The sequence below is a fragment of the Bacillus silvicola genome (assembly GCF_050524305.1).
Taxonomy (GTDB): Bacteria; Bacillota; Bacilli; order Bacillales; family Bacillaceae_G; genus Bacillus_A; species Bacillus_A cereus_AT.
Map to the genome: position 1 here is coordinate 1,182,380 of NZ_JBNGVC010000001.1, position 13,586 is coordinate 1,195,965.

The following is a 13,586-nucleotide window of genomic DNA, read 5'->3' on the forward strand; positions in this document are numbered from 1 at the left end:
TTCAGGTCATTTTAAAACCGGTTACCAAACTTTTTTTCGGCTCATTTTCGTTTACTGAATTGGTAACTTCCGGCTGTAAATATTTATAACTCTCTTTTTGCAGACCGACACCATATAAAAATAATTTGTTTTTTGTTCCCCGCTTTTTATAGATATTCTTGTTTTCTAACAGTCTGTAAAATGTTCGATTCTTTAGGCTGATTTCTCCCTCATCATTACACCAACGAGAATATTCGTTATACAGCTCTTTCGCCTCTATTCTAGCCTGTGGATGTAAAAAACACTTATCGATTAAAAAAGGCTCAAGAATATCCATTTCTTCTTTGTAATGACTAGTCGCATCTTGAATTGCTTTTGACATTCCTAATCCCTCACGTTGCCATTTTAAGCAGCCTTCAATTGCCCAATTTAATATGCCCGACATCTCCATTGACAACTTTTCGGGAAGCTTACGATCTACCTTCTCTTTCGGTATGGTCACAGTAAACGGAATCATTCGAACCCTACGCCATATTCCTTCATCCATACCTTTAATAATTGGTTTATGATTCGTTGTAAAAAACACTTTAAACTCAGGCGTAAATTCAAAAAACTCTTGGCGTAAAAATCGCGCGCTAATTGGTTCTCCACCCGTAATTTGTTTGACTAACGCTTCTGATAATTGTTGACCTTCTTCACTCTCAACAGCCGATACAAAACGTGCACCCGCTAAACGTGCGATATCATTATTCGCTCCAGAATCATGTTTCTTTTTAATAAACGTATCGCTATTTGTTTGTTTTGCATAATCTCCTAACAAATTTTTGATAGTGTTAATAAATGTGGATTTCCCATTTCGACCACCTCCATAGAGAAAGAACATGACCTGTTCTGATATATCACTTGTTAAAGAATAGCCGATTGCTTTTTGAATAAAATCAATTAATTCATAATCTGTATCCCCTTCGGGATTTTTGAAAATACTTTCTAAAAAAGCTTTCCAATGTGGACAATCTTCATCCTTTTTACATTCAATATTTGTCATTTTTGTTAGCATGAAATCACGATCATGTAATGACAACTCACCTGTTTTTAAATCCATCACACCATTTTCGACATTCAAAAGATATTCGTGTTTATCAAAATCTTCACGCTGAGCAGGTACAAGTGGAATCATATCCTTGATACTATTCATTCGAATTGCACGTTTTTCGCATTGTCTTCCCCATTTCACTTCACGTTCATCTTCACTTTTTAGTAACTTCCTAAGCGTTTTTGAAGTGATGCGTTCGATCTTCCTACTCCTATCTTCTTTCCAACGTTTCCCGTCCCATGTATACCAACCAGAACCGTTTACAAAACGAATAACGTGTCCATATTCTGTTGCAATTCGTTCCGCATTTCCCATTTCAGTGAGCATGAATTTTCGATCTGTTGATCTTGCTTCGTCTTCACTGCCTTCATCACTGTGGAAATCAAAAGAAAATTCTTCGAATTGTTGTTTATTATCTAAAATAGTTGTGGAAGTAGATGATATAGCCTCTGCTATCGTTCTTTCACCGTATGTTTCGTTTGTATCACTAAAATGGATAACATCCCATTTATCACGCATTAAGCTCGTCTCACGGAACATGGAATCTATTCGAGGTGCTGAATTCCCTGTCCAAAATGCTAAGTGATTACATAAAGCCTGATCGCTTCCAGAATGGTCATTATTAATTATGTTTCCATTGAATAGTGATCGAATTTTATCACCGTTTTTACTTCGAAACATCCTGTCCCATAGAGCTTCATTTGAAATTTTGATTTCATCTTTCTCAAATTCAGCTAGATTTACTCGACCTTGAATGTCGCTATCATCAAAATACTGTTCAAACACTTCTGCTAGTTCATCCGTACGATCATACACATCATTGGAATTTTCACGGTTTCCAGTGAAGGTAAAGAATCGGCCGTATGAGTAAATTTCTAAACCGTGTTTTGTATTTTTCCTTCCTGTACCTAAAACAGATTGTGGAAGGCTACCTTTGATGATGATGTGGATGCCTTTCATAGATGGTGAAAACTCTGTATAGCTGTCTAATATATCGATAATCTCCGTTGAGAAAGCATTTGTTTTCCCGTCCATAACACACTTATCAATATCTATTCCTATATAGTTATCTTGCCTGCTAAAAACAAACCCGATGCCGTCATAGTCGCCTTCTAAGTAAAATTTGACCGCTGTTGCAAACGTTGACCAGGTACGTCTATTGTTTGCCTGCGCCATTTCACCAGTTACTTGACACGGAACTTTTGTCTGCTTACCATTTCGTGTTTCAAACTTCCACAAAATCCATTGAGGAAGAGCCTTTAACTCGGCAGGAATTTCATTAAAATTATATGGATTTTTTTTCATTTCGCCCTCCAATTAGCTTTTTAAGGTATAAAGAAGAGAAGTCGGTTACAACCAACCTCTCTATTTAGTTATTTAAAACGGTAACATTTCATCACCGATTGTTACTGTTGGACCACTTGTTATCGGATTTACGTCCGACACATCATAATATTTTGCTTTGGCTGCCTTACGTTTTTGTTTCTGTCCATCCACAACCTTGTCGTATTCTTCATGCTTTACAGTGATTTTTAAATTCTTATTGATAAGTTGCTTGCCCATATCTTCAGCAGAAGCGAAAGCGTGATTATTACCAAATCCACATGCTTTTAATAGTGAGTTAACGATTTTGACTGAAACCTCATGTTCAAATGTAAATGTGTTATAAAGTACTTTTGCGCCTTGATGATTTTGCGGTACATCACTGCGAATCTCGAAATCTACCGATAATTTATCTTTACCAGCTTGTGTTTTACCAGCTTCCGTATTAACAATTACCGCTTCATATTTACCTTCTGCTACTAATTCAAAACCTGTATTTACGTTTGTTTCATCAAATTTAAAGAAACTCATTATTTATTTCCCCCTGTTTGTTAGTTTGTGGATGGCAAAAGAAAAATTTCTTCCTGTTTGCAACCTTTTCTATCGTCTAACTGATTTTTTGCATACATACTGTTTGTACCTTCTAAAACAAATCCTCTTTCGCCTTCTGCATTCATCATTAATCGACCAACAACATCGCATAAACCAAGTACATTATTTATAATTTTCGTGTTGATCTGAGGATAAGAACGATTATATTGTTGTCCTTCTGATGTAGTATACAAGTCTGTTGTTTCCCAAGCATTAAATACAATGATATCCGCTAAATTTTTCATCCACCTAAATGAATTAACTATACGGAACTGCATTTTTTGATAATCACCTTGTGATGGCACACCTTGGTTGCGTCCAATAAAACCTAAATGCGATAATAAGCAACGTTCTAGCTCTGAAACATTATCAACCGCAATATTGTTATATTTCCCCTTTGTATCTTTGAGATGATTCAATAAGGCTTCCCAATATTCCCAAGTGTTTTGGTTATCAACATAGATAATGTCTATATTTTCTTCTCCTTTGAGCACCTGTGATGTACGATCAATATCCAATACTAACGTTTTACCCGGCAGATGACGTAATGTGTGTGTCTTACCCATACCAGGATTCGCATATAGTAAGTATGTTTTTCCTTGTTTTACAATATCGGTTGCATTTTTCGTACTAAAATCGAATTGTTGACTCAACTTTTACACCTCCGCCATTTTCTTCAGAATAAAAATTGAAGCTTCAAGGTTTTGAATTTCGCTTTCAGCGTCCTGAATGTATTTTTCAACAATAGGCTTTCTTTCTATTAACCTTTCTAATTTGCGGTGATAATCGTTTAATTTTCCTTGTGCCACATCTAACTCCTTTTCCAGCGCTTTAATCCCAGCGTTCAAAACGGCATCACCTCTTTTCGCTGGCTGGCTTCATATATTTCCATAAGATCCTGTAATCCATGTTCATAAGCAGCAACCATTGATGAAGCATGTGGCTCATCACTATGTTTATATCGTTCTATTAAATTCATAGTGATTTGAATTTTTGATTCAATTTTTCCTTGCAGCATCCAATCTTGTAAGTTCATATTACTCACCCGCTACTTTCTTTATAGAATGGGACTCTACATATTGTTTGATACATTCTGTTTCGTCGTGTATGGAATCACCATCTATATCTCGGTACTCTTCACCGAAATAGATTTCTTTTCCACAACTTTTGCAATACCCCATGATGTTATTCATCGGTGAATCATGAGGATTCCCTATAATCATTGGATTTTCAATTATGGTGAACCCCTCCTTGTTATCTATCGATTACCACTTCATATTCCACAGTTTTTCTTACCACAACACCGTTTATCTCCTGAGCAATTTTCTTTGCTGTAGAATGGTCAAACTCCATCGCACCTTTGCTATTTTTAGATACCACTAACGGATTGGGATTCCCTACAAATATGTTCCCTATCATAACTAGGTAAGACGTTTGTACTTTTAATTGATTATTCATGTTTAACATCCCTCCACATGCAAATAACTAAAAATTCTGCATTTCAGGACTAGTATTTCCCCTACACGTTTGTTAAAATATGGGTAAGTTATATTCTTTCACGAAATGCCCTTGTTTTTGACCTGCGGAAACAGGTCTTTTTTTACGTTTTGGCATACTTTACATCACCAGGAGTTGCTGGCGATTTCCCTTCAATGATCGCTTTCCTAAGAAAAATGATTTTTGTTTCATCGGTTTATAATCTGGATTGATTTTGAGAAATGCTTCATTTTTCTTTTTATTCACTGTGGATTTCCCCATCTCAAACTTCCTTGCAATTTCTCTTGTGGTATATCCCTCACCAACGTGCAGAATGATTGACTTTTCTTTTTCTTCCAGCACACTTGTTACTTCTTCAAATTCAACGGATAACAGCGCTTCTTCTTCCACATTGATAGGAGAAACTGCATAAAATTCATTTACTGTTTCCTCATCTCGATGCAAATCAATCGAATGAATATTAATTTGATTCCTTTCTTCATGACTCACTTTTCTACTTACTTTAAAAGCCGTTCCTTTCATGTGAAGTTCATCACTCATGGCCCATTTCATACCTTTCATCACATATGCATTGAATGTCTTGGCTCTCTCTGCATCATAATTCACACAACAAGCCTATAAATGCATACAACCCACTTGAATTAAATCATCTAGCTCCATATTGTTCATTTCTGCAATTTGTGTAGCTCTTGCCATACTTCCAAATCTTTGTTTAATCGCAGCAAATACTAGATGTTGTTTTTCTTCGAACAACTGCTGTGCTGTCATTTTCTTTTACCATCCTTTCCTTGTCTTTTATTGTGGTAATTTGTTATAATTTAAGTGCATTCATTACTCGTGGCATGTACATGCCAAATATTCCTTTCTAATCTAATATTGCTGATGAGAAGACCTAATTTTAGGTCTTTTTGTCTTTCTACGTCAAATTTTCTTGTTTAACATGAAACATGTATCTGTTACAATTTGAATGAAGGCAACATGTACATACTTGTAATCGAGACCTCGTATGTGCACATTCAAGTAGTGTTTTTGCTAAAAGTCCTATATTATAGGGCTTTTTCGCTTTCTAAGGCTTGTACATGCAACTTCCCTGTATCCATTGCATGTTTCTGTAAATCCTCTAGAATTGCTTCCCCAGCCTCTATACTATGCTTATCAATAATAGCTATCACCAATTGATTAAAATCCCACATTCTCGCAATTCCAACTTGTTCTACTAGTCGTTTCTCACGCTTGCCATATTTTTTTATGTCCATAATTTCTCACTCCAATATGCATTATTTCATATTATCTTTTTATATCAGTTCTTAAAATCACATGTTATAATCATTCAGTATTAGTAATTATTTCTTACCAACCTTGAAGCCCTAGTCCCTAATGCTAGGGCTTTCTCCTATTTTAGGAACAAGCTCAATCCACATCCTTCATCCATCTTTTATCAATCTGATCCATCACATATGCAAATCCACCTAGGCCAACAAAGAATAACCCAACCATACATAGTGAAAATGTACTTTCTTCCACCACCCTAACGACTCCCTTTCTTCATGAAGGTATCAAGCTTCTTCCAAGTTAGTTCTTTTAACAATGTTTTATGTTTCTCTACTAAGCAATTCGGAATATCATCAATTGATTTTAGCCCTAACTGTTCCTTTAGGTACGATGTGATGTGGCGCATCACTCGTGTGACTTCCTTTTTAATTAACACCTGTACGTGATGCTCCAAGTCGGATTTCGTCCCTTCCATTGCTTCGAATGTCAGCTGGACTTTATTGCCTACGAATCCCTTTGCCTTCGCATGGCGTTCTTGCTGTAGTTGGTCTCTTACGATTTTAGACGCCACATTCTCCAACTGTGTTTGCGTCAGGCGATTGTCAAAGCTCTCAACGGATTCGCTAAGAACCTGTCTAAAATCTGAGGTATAATCTATGTAAAAAGGATGATTCCTATGATACACAATTATACAAGTAATATATCCCGTGAACAGTTTGAACTGATTCGAGAGGATTTAGAAAACGCACGGAAAAGGACGCGCCCCCGCACAGTCGATTTGTACGAGGTATTTTGCGGTGTACTGTACCTGCTCACAACAGGCTGCCAATGGCGTAATCTTCCAAGTGACTTTCCAAACTGGAAAACCGTGTATGCCTACTATCAAATTTGGCGGAAAGTAGACGAGAATGACACAAGTCTTCTCGAAAAAGTGCATAAAAAAATTGGTCGAAACATATCGTGAGCAAGATGGGCGGAAGAAACAGACGAGTTTCTGCATCGTAGATGCACAAAGCGTGAAAAACACATGGACAGCTGGTGAAAAAGGCTACGATGCCGGAAAGAAAGTTTCAGGAATCAAACGACATATCGCTGTAGATACCAACGGTCTTATTCATGCGATTCAGGTAACAACTGCGAATATAACAGACCGAGAGGGTGCCATCCAAATGTGTGAAAAGCATAAGAAAGCATTGGACAAAGTGACAAATATACTTTGTGATGGTGGATACACGGGCCCATCATTTGCACAATCGATAAAAGAAACGATTGATTGTTCGGTTGAGGTCATTAAACGCTCTGAACTTCACAAGTTTGTTGTGTTACCGAAACGCTGGATTGTGGAACGAACTTTTGCTTGGTTGGAAAATTACCGCAGACTGTGGAAGAACTGTGAACGAACACTTGAAAATAGTAGACAGAGTTGCTTATTGGCAGGTGTGGCGATTTTACTAAAAAGATTTTAGACAGGTTCTAAGCTTCCCTATATTTTGGTCCACCTTGGTTAATTTGTTATTTTGATTCGCAAATTGCGTTTGTACCAATGCAATTAGTTTTTCCAATGTTTTATCATCCGTACGTTTAATGACTAAATCCCCAGCTTCGTTCAATGTGATTGGTAATTGTGCGATATGCTCCATCTTCCATCCTCCAATTAGTTAATTTTCCTACCTGTCTTCGCTATCTTGAGATCATTTAAAAATTCCTGAAACGCTTCTATACGTGAATCTAGTAGTTCTTTCGTTGCATCACTTGCAGTCGCAATCGAGCCGCGCATGAGGGATGAAACCACCACATCTTTCAGAAATTCATCCATATAGGCAATCAAATTGTGGACGTTTTTATTTGCGATGTAATTCATAGAGGATTCTTCAAGTTGTATATCATCCACATCTTTTGATAGGGCATCCGCCTTTTGTTTATAGAAATCCGCTGTATCCTTGAGTTCTGCATTTTTATCCATTAATTCGTTTCTAATGTTAATATGTTCTTTAGATTCTATTTCTACCTCTTTCACCACTTCCCGTTCGATAATTTGTGGTTCTTGTTGTTCTAACTCTTCGAGTTGCTTACGTGTAAGTTGTTCAGATTTACGAGCTTGCGTGGCTTCTTTCCGGGCGAGTTTTGCTTTTTCTTCGGCTTGTTGAAGGAGCTTGTCCTTTTCTTTAAGTGACTTTTTGACTTCCCTTAGTTCTCTAACAGTCATTTCATTAACTGTTTTTTCTTCTCCTGTGGAAGGAATCGTGTGCGGTTCTTCGATGAATTGTTGACGATTTATTTCTTGTGGTAGAGATAACATTTCAAATATTTTCCCTACTGGTAAATGTCTAGATGTCGCGACATTTGAAAATTGTTCGAATGATTGAATAAATTTATGAGCTGTTTTTCTATTTAAATCAATGTCTTGTAACCAATTCACAAACTCTCCATGTACCAGATCGTTCTCTTTCACATGCTTCAATCGTTTTCCAATTTCAAATATCGATTGACCTGCAATTTGTTGATAGCTTTTTATTTCTGCTGTAATTACGTTGATGTCACTTGATAAATTCATCAATTCATTCACTGTTTCACCTCCTATCCTATTCACTCGGAATGACTCGTATTGAGTTCGTATGACGATGTACTAAGTGTAATTCGCCATCTACTTTCTTAAAGATTAACCAACTATCAGGATTTAAGTTATAGCAGTTGATATGTATCTTCTCTCGCTTCGTTGGTCGTTTGCCGTTTTTCACTTATTTCCCCTCCCCTATTTCTCAAAAAGCTCGTCCACTGTTGTTTTGAAATACTTTGCTAGTTTCTGTGCTTCTTTTAAAGTAAAGTCACTTTTGCCGTGTTCTTTAGCAAAATATGTTCTCGGTGCAATATGAATTAAATTTGCCGCTTTCTCTTGTGTCATGCGTTGTTCTTTTCTCGCGATGAATAGGTTTTTATGCATTACCATCACCTTCCTCGTAAGAGTCTTTCTTACTCGATTTTATTTTTTCCGCAATTCGTGGAAATACTGATAAAAAAATTTCTTCCGAAGGGAAATCCATTTGCATAGCCAGTTTCAATACCCGTTTTTCCGCATTATGCAGATAAGAAGGTAATAATAACCACTCTACTGGAAACTCTAAGAACGTTGCAATTTTCATTGCCAAAGACGTTCCTGGAGTCCTCCTTCCAGTCTCGATATCTGCATAGTGTGTAGGGCTTACATTTAAAGCTTCCGCAATATCTGCTTGCGTTAATTCATGCTGCTTTCTTATTTTCACAAGCCAATTTCTTTTCATGATGTTCCTCCTCATTTCGCCTATTGCTCATTATATTATACGCTTTTTGCGTAAATGTAAATACTTTCCCCTACGCAATATGCGTAGATTTTTTTTTTATTTTAGTGTAAGCTATTATTATCAATACTTGCGGTACAGTACGGCACCGTACATTACCCTATTTTAGGAGGTTATTATAAATGGATGTAGGAAGAAACTTAAAGTTTCTACGTAAGAGATATGGATGGACTACTGAACATGTGGCCAATAAACTAGAAGTCTCAATTTCAACCTACAATGGTTATGAAATAAACTATAGAAAACCCAATCCTGAAATGCTATGTAAATTGGCTGATGTATTTAATTCTACAACTGATTTCATACTTGGGAGAACAGATAATCCAGATGGATCCAAAGATAACCTACAAGATATTTTAGAAAACGGTACGCTTAATTATGGAGGCCGAGAACTCACTGTGGAAGAAACTGAAAAAGTACGTGATTTTTTCAATATTGCCATCAAACGGATGTTGAGTTAACAAAAAAAGGATTAGCCAGACGCTATTCCTTTTTTTGTTTCAGTATATATGTAATTTCATCAAATTCATCTTTTGTAAATAACTCCATTTTATACAATTCATTTATTACATACTCCACATCACAACTTACCTTTTTAGGCTCTACTAGTGTTCCAATCATAGCTTTTGTTTCTTCTACTATTCCTACTGTTCTTAACATCAAAATTCCTCCCTTTATTAATGGTAAATACTAGGTGACAATCTTTTGTAGACCCCCCATTATAGAATTGTCACCCCTAAAAAGTGCTAAAAGCCGCTACCAAGTAGCGACTTCTTTTTTTATATCAACTATACTAACTTCCTCCAGGATCTTTTACATACATCTTCAATTTAGATTGTTGCTCCATGTTTTCTGCATTGATTATATTTCCATTTAACCCTACCACTCCTACTATTAGCAAGAGCATTGACATCATCCTTCTCATATTGACACAACCCCTTCTCTGTTAAGAATCATTTTATACATTTGTCCATAAAAGCTCAACCCCATCAATTCGAACTCCAAAAGTGCCTGTTTAATACCTTCCAAGTCGTGAATACATAATGAATATGAAATGCGTTGAAACGGGGTGAAGCCCCCTTTCTTTAATTCATCAAATATTGATAGTCCAAGTTCTCGATCTCCGAAAATACATTCATATGTCGCTCTTTCATTTGGATGAAGTAAAGATACATCAATTTTATCAACGTTAATGTTATTATGTATACGCACATGAGCTAAAGTTGTATGCAACGCTATAAACTTTTGAGCTTTTTGAGCAACATTAATCGTTTCTAGTGCTTCCGTAGCTTGAACTAAAATTGCCTCCGCAGTCTGAGGGTGTTCTATTTGATAACTTTCTCCGAGCCCACATAGTGCTGTACACTTAATCATTGGAACATCTACTTCCGATTCTATAATAGTATTAAAAATTTTTCTACACTGTTCTAATTCAATTCTCCACAAATGCATATATGCAATTCTCTCATCAGCTAACATACGAAGATAATCTTTTATGCGCCCCTCTTCGATTAATGCTAAATTTGATTCAACATCATCCACATATTGAATAATAGCATTATTATTTGGTTTATCAGCTAAAGAGAGCATATAAAGAATATTCACCATTACTTGAACATGAGGATTTGCAGAAAACTGTGTTTCCCTAATTTTTCTATATAGCGCTTGTCCTCTTAACTCATTTTTATTACGTTTGTTAAATAATTTATAGATTGTAAAATAAATCGACAAACTAGCATTTTCTTTATGTGTATGAATTATTTCACTCATTAATAAATAATCGCCTTGCACCTGACTATAGAGTAATCCGACAACAAGGTTAGATGGTTGATTGCAAGAAGAGAAATAGTCTCTTGTCAGCTCTCGCTTCACCTCAGTGTTAATATCTAAATAGTTAATGGCTTTAAAAAATAATTCTACATCCATTTCACTTTCACAAGCTATTCCCTTACGAAACGTTTCACGGCTTACGTCCATTTTTATAGCGAACTTTCTCCGAGAAAATCCAGATGATTCTATCTTGGATAATAATTCATTCATAACCTTCAGCAAAAAAACTTCCCCCTTCTCCGAACATAAATCATCCATCCTAACTTTCTCAACCACAACATTTTGGAAACATGATATACTTAAGTGGACTCATATGAGGTAGGTGTTTCCTAAGTATGGTTAGGGAACGGTTGGAGAGAGCTTCAGCTCGCGTTTCTCTAACACGCTTCTATGGGTCTTTATTTATGTCCATTTTATAAATTTTCTTTTCAATGTATTATTCACATGTTCGAAAATAAACACTGTGAATAACCTATTTAAAAACCATATAAACCCTTGGTATATCAGGTTTCGTTTATTAACATACTCAACATTAGCATATCATGATTGGACATATCCCAACATAATTTTCAATACATTTAAAACTTTCTCAAGTTTAACCGAAAATAAATTTACAGAATATACAAAAAATATAAACTTATTATTATAATATCTCAATTGGATGAGCTAAAAACCAGCCAATTCTATAATATTTTACCCAACCAATCCTTAATCTATATCTACGAACATAAATTTTAGACTTAGAACTTTCTCAATATTTGTCGACATAAATGTATGTTACACTATGCTTACATGAAACCCTTTCTGTTATTGTTTATTGAGATGGTTATCCAACACAACAAAGAAAAGACGCTTTCTTTATGATTGCGTCTTTTCTTTGTTTATAAAAGTGTGTTAGAGTATTTACACGTATTCATATATCCTTCACATCGACTAGTGTGGAAAGCTAGTCGCCATCCATGGACCTTTATCTCAGGTGGTCAGAGCAGGCGGCTCATAACCGTCCGGTCAATAAGGTCCATTTTAGTTTTAAACCTCGAGTTCATTGCATATTGCTGTGGACTCTTTTTTGTGAATTGTAATTATTTATTCTGTTTGGCTTTTGCCAATAAAAATCTAATTTTCTCAACAAGCAATATAATTTAATATGGTAAAATACGATTGGGTGGGAGTTCTAAATATATATTATACCTGTGGTGCTAGTTGAAATTTATCCGTTATTTTTAGTAAATATTAGGTTTGAAACCTGGAAAAAATCATAAAAATATTGGAAAATACCTAGAAATATGCAAAATTTTACTCCGTACAGTTTAAAAACATCTTGAATTTTTCTGTTTCATACCATTCAAAATAAGAAAATACACGCATTTTCACGACTGTTTGGACAGTAGGAATTCAACTAACACCACGGGTATATTATTAAAATTAAAGTGGTTCAAGTCAAAGAGGGGCGCTCAATTTATATTGAGCGTCTTTTCTTTTGGTAACAAACAAGTTATAATTTACTCAATAAATTGAATTATCAATCTTTACATATACAGGAGGCGCTTCTATGGTGATCTATAAGGATGAACAACGAGGAACATATTTTTTTGTGGTGAGAGTCCGTCAATTTGATGGTACTCAAAAACAAGTAAAACGTCGTGGTTTTAAAACAAAAAAAGAAGCACGTGAAGCGGAAGCAAAAATGTTAGTTGAAAAAGAAACAAACTCTAGCTTAACGTTTGCTCAAGTTGCGGATAGTTATTTTGATTGGTATTGTCAGAGGAGGAAACCAACATCTATAAGCATAATTAAAAATGTTATCTACAATCATCTACAACAAGAGTTTGGCAAAATGAAAATCGATCAGATTACTGCCAGGCACATAATGAATTACCAAAATAAAATCATATCTCATTACTCTGCCGACTCTCTTAAAAAGATTCACACTGTACTTTCCTCTATTTTTAATTTTTCAATAAAATTCCATGGTTTAACTAGTAATCCAGCACGTATTGCAGGGAATTTTGAAAAAGAATCCAATAAACGAATGAACTTTTGGGAATTTGAAGAATTCCAACAATTTATCGAGGTTGTTAATGACCCGTTGTATGAAACCTTTTTCTCAACACTATATTATAGCGGTGCTAGAAAGGGAGAGCTTCTAGCTTTGACTTGGGAAGATGTTGACTTTCTAGGGAAATCTATCAATATAAATAAAACCGTACACAACAGGCAAATTACAAAACCTAAAACTAAAGCATCAAATCGTATTATTATGTTGCCATCTCTTGTCATTGATTTATTGAAAAATTTAAAAGAGCATGCTACATTAAAAGCACCTGTAAAAAGTGATTATGTTGTATTTGGCGAATTTTACACTTGCATCTCGGCAAGCACTTTGGGCAGAAAATATACAAATTATGCGCTTTCTGCTGGGGTTAAAAGAATCTTACTACATGAATTTAGACATTCTCATGCATCCTATCTAATCAATAAAGGCGTAAGCCCCCTTATGGTAGCTCAACGTCTAGGTCATTCAGATGTAGCAACAACTTTAAATACTTATAGCCACTTATATCCATCAAAACAAGCAGAAGTGGTTGCATTTATAGAAGAAGATTTAATGCAAAAACTACCAAAACGTTACCAAGGACTCTAAAACCCTTGGTATAACAATCTAA

The 13,586-nt window shown here is 35.5% G+C and carries 19 protein-coding genes and 1 pseudogene; 3 read left to right on the forward strand and 17 right to left on the reverse strand.

What is annotated here, in order from left to right:
* Position 1: 1 nt before the first annotated feature.
* From ACP6L7_RS06270 to ACP6L7_RS06310, 9 genes and pseudogenes are all read right to left on the reverse strand, one after another.
* Complete coding sequence (locus ACP6L7_RS06270) at positions 2-2,377, reverse strand: phage/plasmid primase, P4 family (protein WP_430528953.1); 2,376 nt, start codon at positions 2,375-2,377, stop codon at positions 2-4.
* Between the two features lie 72 nt (positions 2,378-2,449).
* A complete protein-coding gene (locus ACP6L7_RS06275) occupies positions 2,450-2,926 on the reverse strand; it encodes a DUF669 domain-containing protein (RefSeq protein WP_430528954.1) in 477 nt (158 codons plus the stop codon).
* A 20-nt stretch (positions 2,927-2,946) separates the two neighbouring features.
* A complete protein-coding gene (locus ACP6L7_RS06280) occupies positions 2,947-3,639 on the reverse strand; it encodes an AAA family ATPase (protein ID WP_430528955.1) in 693 nt (230 codons plus the stop codon).
* A 3-nt stretch (positions 3,640-3,642) separates the two neighbouring features.
* The gene (locus tag ACP6L7_RS06285) at positions 3,643-3,834 is read right to left on the reverse strand and encodes a hypothetical protein (protein ID WP_430528956.1); all 192 of its coding nucleotides are present in this window, start codon (positions 3,832-3,834) and stop codon (positions 3,643-3,645) included.
* The gene (locus ACP6L7_RS06290) at positions 3,831-4,022 is read right to left on the reverse strand and encodes a hypothetical protein (protein WP_327926882.1); all 192 of its coding nucleotides are present in this window, start codon (positions 4,020-4,022) and stop codon (positions 3,831-3,833) included. The genes ACP6L7_RS06285 and ACP6L7_RS06290 overlap by 4 nt, the downstream gene beginning before the upstream one ends.
* A 218-nt stretch (positions 4,023-4,240) precedes the next feature.
* Positions 4,241-4,444: a hypothetical protein gene (locus ACP6L7_RS06295; protein ID WP_430528957.1), complete on the reverse strand. Its 204-nt coding sequence runs from the start codon at positions 4,442-4,444 to the stop codon at positions 4,241-4,243.
* Between the two features lie 159 nt (positions 4,445-4,603).
* Positions 4,604-5,251, reverse strand: a pseudogene (locus ACP6L7_RS06300) (sigma-70 family RNA polymerase sigma factor).
* Positions 5,252-5,529: 278 nt separating this feature from the next.
* Complete coding sequence (locus ACP6L7_RS06305; RefSeq protein WP_430528958.1) at positions 5,530-5,739, reverse strand: hypothetical protein; 210 nt, start codon at positions 5,737-5,739, stop codon at positions 5,530-5,532.
* Positions 5,740-6,011: 272 nt separating this feature from the next.
* The gene (locus tag ACP6L7_RS06310; RefSeq protein WP_430528959.1) at positions 6,012-6,326 is read right to left on the reverse strand and encodes a hypothetical protein; all 315 of its coding nucleotides are present in this window, start codon (positions 6,324-6,326) and stop codon (positions 6,012-6,014) included.
* Between the two features lie 105 nt (positions 6,327-6,431).
* On the opposite strand from ACP6L7_RS06310, the gene ACP6L7_RS06315 reads away from it, so the two are divergent.
* Positions 6,432-7,221, forward strand: a protein-coding gene (locus ACP6L7_RS06315; protein WP_430528960.1) for an IS5 family transposase whose coding sequence is annotated in 2 segments (ribosomal slippage) — positions 6,432-6,689 and positions 6,691-7,221 — 789 coding nt in all. Because the reading frame shifts where the segments join, the coding sequence is not laid out codon by codon here.
* Here the strand turns inward: ACP6L7_RS06315 and ACP6L7_RS06320 are convergent.
* Genes ACP6L7_RS06320 through ACP6L7_RS06340 form a run of 5 tightly spaced genes read right to left on the reverse strand, consistent with a single transcriptional unit; the run spans position 7,207 to position 9,033 of the window.
* The gene (locus tag ACP6L7_RS06320; protein ID WP_430528961.1) at positions 7,207-7,395 is read right to left on the reverse strand and encodes a hypothetical protein; all 189 of its coding nucleotides are present in this window, start codon (positions 7,393-7,395) and stop codon (positions 7,207-7,209) included. The two genes, ACP6L7_RS06315 and ACP6L7_RS06320, sit on opposite strands and share 15 nt — an antisense overlap.
* A gap of 14 nt (positions 7,396-7,409) precedes the next feature.
* Complete coding sequence (locus ACP6L7_RS06325) at positions 7,410-8,321, reverse strand: hypothetical protein (protein ID WP_430528962.1); 912 nt, start codon at positions 8,319-8,321, stop codon at positions 7,410-7,412.
* A 16-nt stretch (positions 8,322-8,337) separates the two neighbouring features.
* Entirely contained in the window at positions 8,338-8,493 is a 156-nt protein-coding gene (locus tag ACP6L7_RS06330; protein WP_430528963.1) for a DUF6906 family protein, read from the reverse strand.
* Positions 8,494-8,507: 14 nt separating this feature from the next.
* Positions 8,508-8,696: a helix-turn-helix transcriptional regulator gene (locus tag ACP6L7_RS06335; protein ID WP_085308741.1), complete on the reverse strand. Its 189-nt coding sequence runs from the start codon at positions 8,694-8,696 to the stop codon at positions 8,508-8,510.
* On the reverse strand, positions 8,689-9,033 hold the full coding sequence (locus ACP6L7_RS06340; RefSeq protein WP_430528964.1) for a helix-turn-helix transcriptional regulator: 345 nt from the start codon (positions 9,031-9,033) through the stop codon (positions 8,689-8,691). Before ACP6L7_RS06340 ends, ACP6L7_RS06335 begins: the two co-directional genes overlap by 8 nt.
* 179 nt (positions 9,034-9,212) lie before the next feature.
* On the opposite strand from ACP6L7_RS06340, the gene ACP6L7_RS06345 reads away from it, so the two are divergent.
* Positions 9,213-9,551 carry a helix-turn-helix domain-containing protein gene (locus ACP6L7_RS06345; protein ID WP_430528965.1) on the forward strand — a complete coding sequence of 113 codons (339 nt, stop codon included), beginning with the start codon at positions 9,213-9,215 and terminating at the stop codon, positions 9,549-9,551.
* Between the two features lie 22 nt (positions 9,552-9,573).
* On the opposite strand, the gene ACP6L7_RS06350 is transcribed toward ACP6L7_RS06345, so the two are convergent.
* From ACP6L7_RS06350 to ACP6L7_RS06360, 3 genes are all read right to left on the reverse strand, one after another.
* Positions 9,574-9,750: a hypothetical protein gene (locus tag ACP6L7_RS06350; RefSeq protein WP_430528966.1), complete on the reverse strand. Its 177-nt coding sequence runs from the start codon at positions 9,748-9,750 to the stop codon at positions 9,574-9,576.
* A gap of 133 nt (positions 9,751-9,883) precedes the next feature.
* Complete coding sequence (locus ACP6L7_RS06355) at positions 9,884-10,015, reverse strand: hypothetical protein (RefSeq protein WP_430528967.1); 132 nt, start codon at positions 10,013-10,015, stop codon at positions 9,884-9,886.
* Positions 10,012-11,142 carry an AimR family lysis-lysogeny pheromone receptor gene (locus ACP6L7_RS06360; protein ID WP_430528968.1) on the reverse strand — a complete coding sequence of 377 codons (1,131 nt, stop codon included), beginning with the start codon at positions 11,140-11,142 and terminating at the stop codon, positions 10,012-10,014. The genes ACP6L7_RS06355 and ACP6L7_RS06360 overlap by 4 nt, the downstream gene beginning before the upstream one ends.
* A 1,330-nt stretch (positions 11,143-12,472) precedes the next feature.
* Between ACP6L7_RS06360 and ACP6L7_RS06365 the strand changes: the two genes are divergently transcribed.
* On the forward strand, positions 12,473-13,564 hold the full coding sequence (locus ACP6L7_RS06365; RefSeq protein ID WP_430528969.1) for a tyrosine-type recombinase/integrase: 1,092 nt from the start codon (positions 12,473-12,475) through the stop codon (positions 13,562-13,564).
* Positions 13,565-13,586 lie beyond the last annotated feature (22 nt).

Bases quoted from the DNA above. Each gene is read 5' to 3' on its own strand.
- ACP6L7_RS06350 (WP_430528966.1), bottom strand. From the start codon at position 9,750: ATGTTAAGAACAGTAGGAATAGTAGAAGAAACAAAAGCTATGATTGGA.
- ACP6L7_RS06305 (WP_430528958.1), bottom strand. From the start codon at position 5,739: ATGGACATAAAAAAATATGGCAAGCGTGAGAAACGACTAGTAGAACAA.
- ACP6L7_RS06345 (WP_430528965.1), top strand. From the start codon at position 9,213: ATGGATGTAGGAAGAAACTTAAAGTTTCTACGTAAGAGATATGGATGG.
- ACP6L7_RS06275 (WP_430528954.1), bottom strand. From the start codon at position 2,926: ATGAGTTTCTTTAAATTTGATGAAACAAACGTAAATACAGGTTTTGAA.
- ACP6L7_RS06320 (WP_430528961.1), bottom strand. From the start codon at position 7,395: ATGGAGCATATCGCACAATTACCAATCACATTGAACGAAGCTGGGGAT.
- ACP6L7_RS06365 (WP_430528969.1), top strand. From the start codon at position 12,473: ATGGTGATCTATAAGGATGAACAACGAGGAACATATTTTTTTGTGGTG.
- ACP6L7_RS06290 (WP_327926882.1), bottom strand. From the start codon at position 4,022: ATGAACTTACAAGATTGGATGCTGCAAGGAAAAATTGAATCAAAAATT.
- ACP6L7_RS06335 (WP_085308741.1), bottom strand. From the start codon at position 8,696: ATGCATAAAAACCTATTCATCGCGAGAAAAGAACAACGCATGACACAA.
- ACP6L7_RS06340 (WP_430528964.1), bottom strand. From the start codon at position 9,033: ATGAAAAGAAATTGGCTTGTGAAAATAAGAAAGCAGCATGAATTAACG.
- ACP6L7_RS06355 (WP_430528967.1), bottom strand. From the start codon at position 10,015: ATGAGAAGGATGATGTCAATGCTCTTGCTAATAGTAGGAGTGGTAGGG.
- ACP6L7_RS06270 (WP_430528953.1), bottom strand. From the start codon at position 2,377: ATGAAAAAAAATCCATATAATTTTAATGAAATTCCTGCCGAGTTAAAG.
- ACP6L7_RS06295 (WP_430528957.1), bottom strand. From the start codon at position 4,444: ATGAATAATCAATTAAAAGTACAAACGTCTTACCTAGTTATGATAGGG.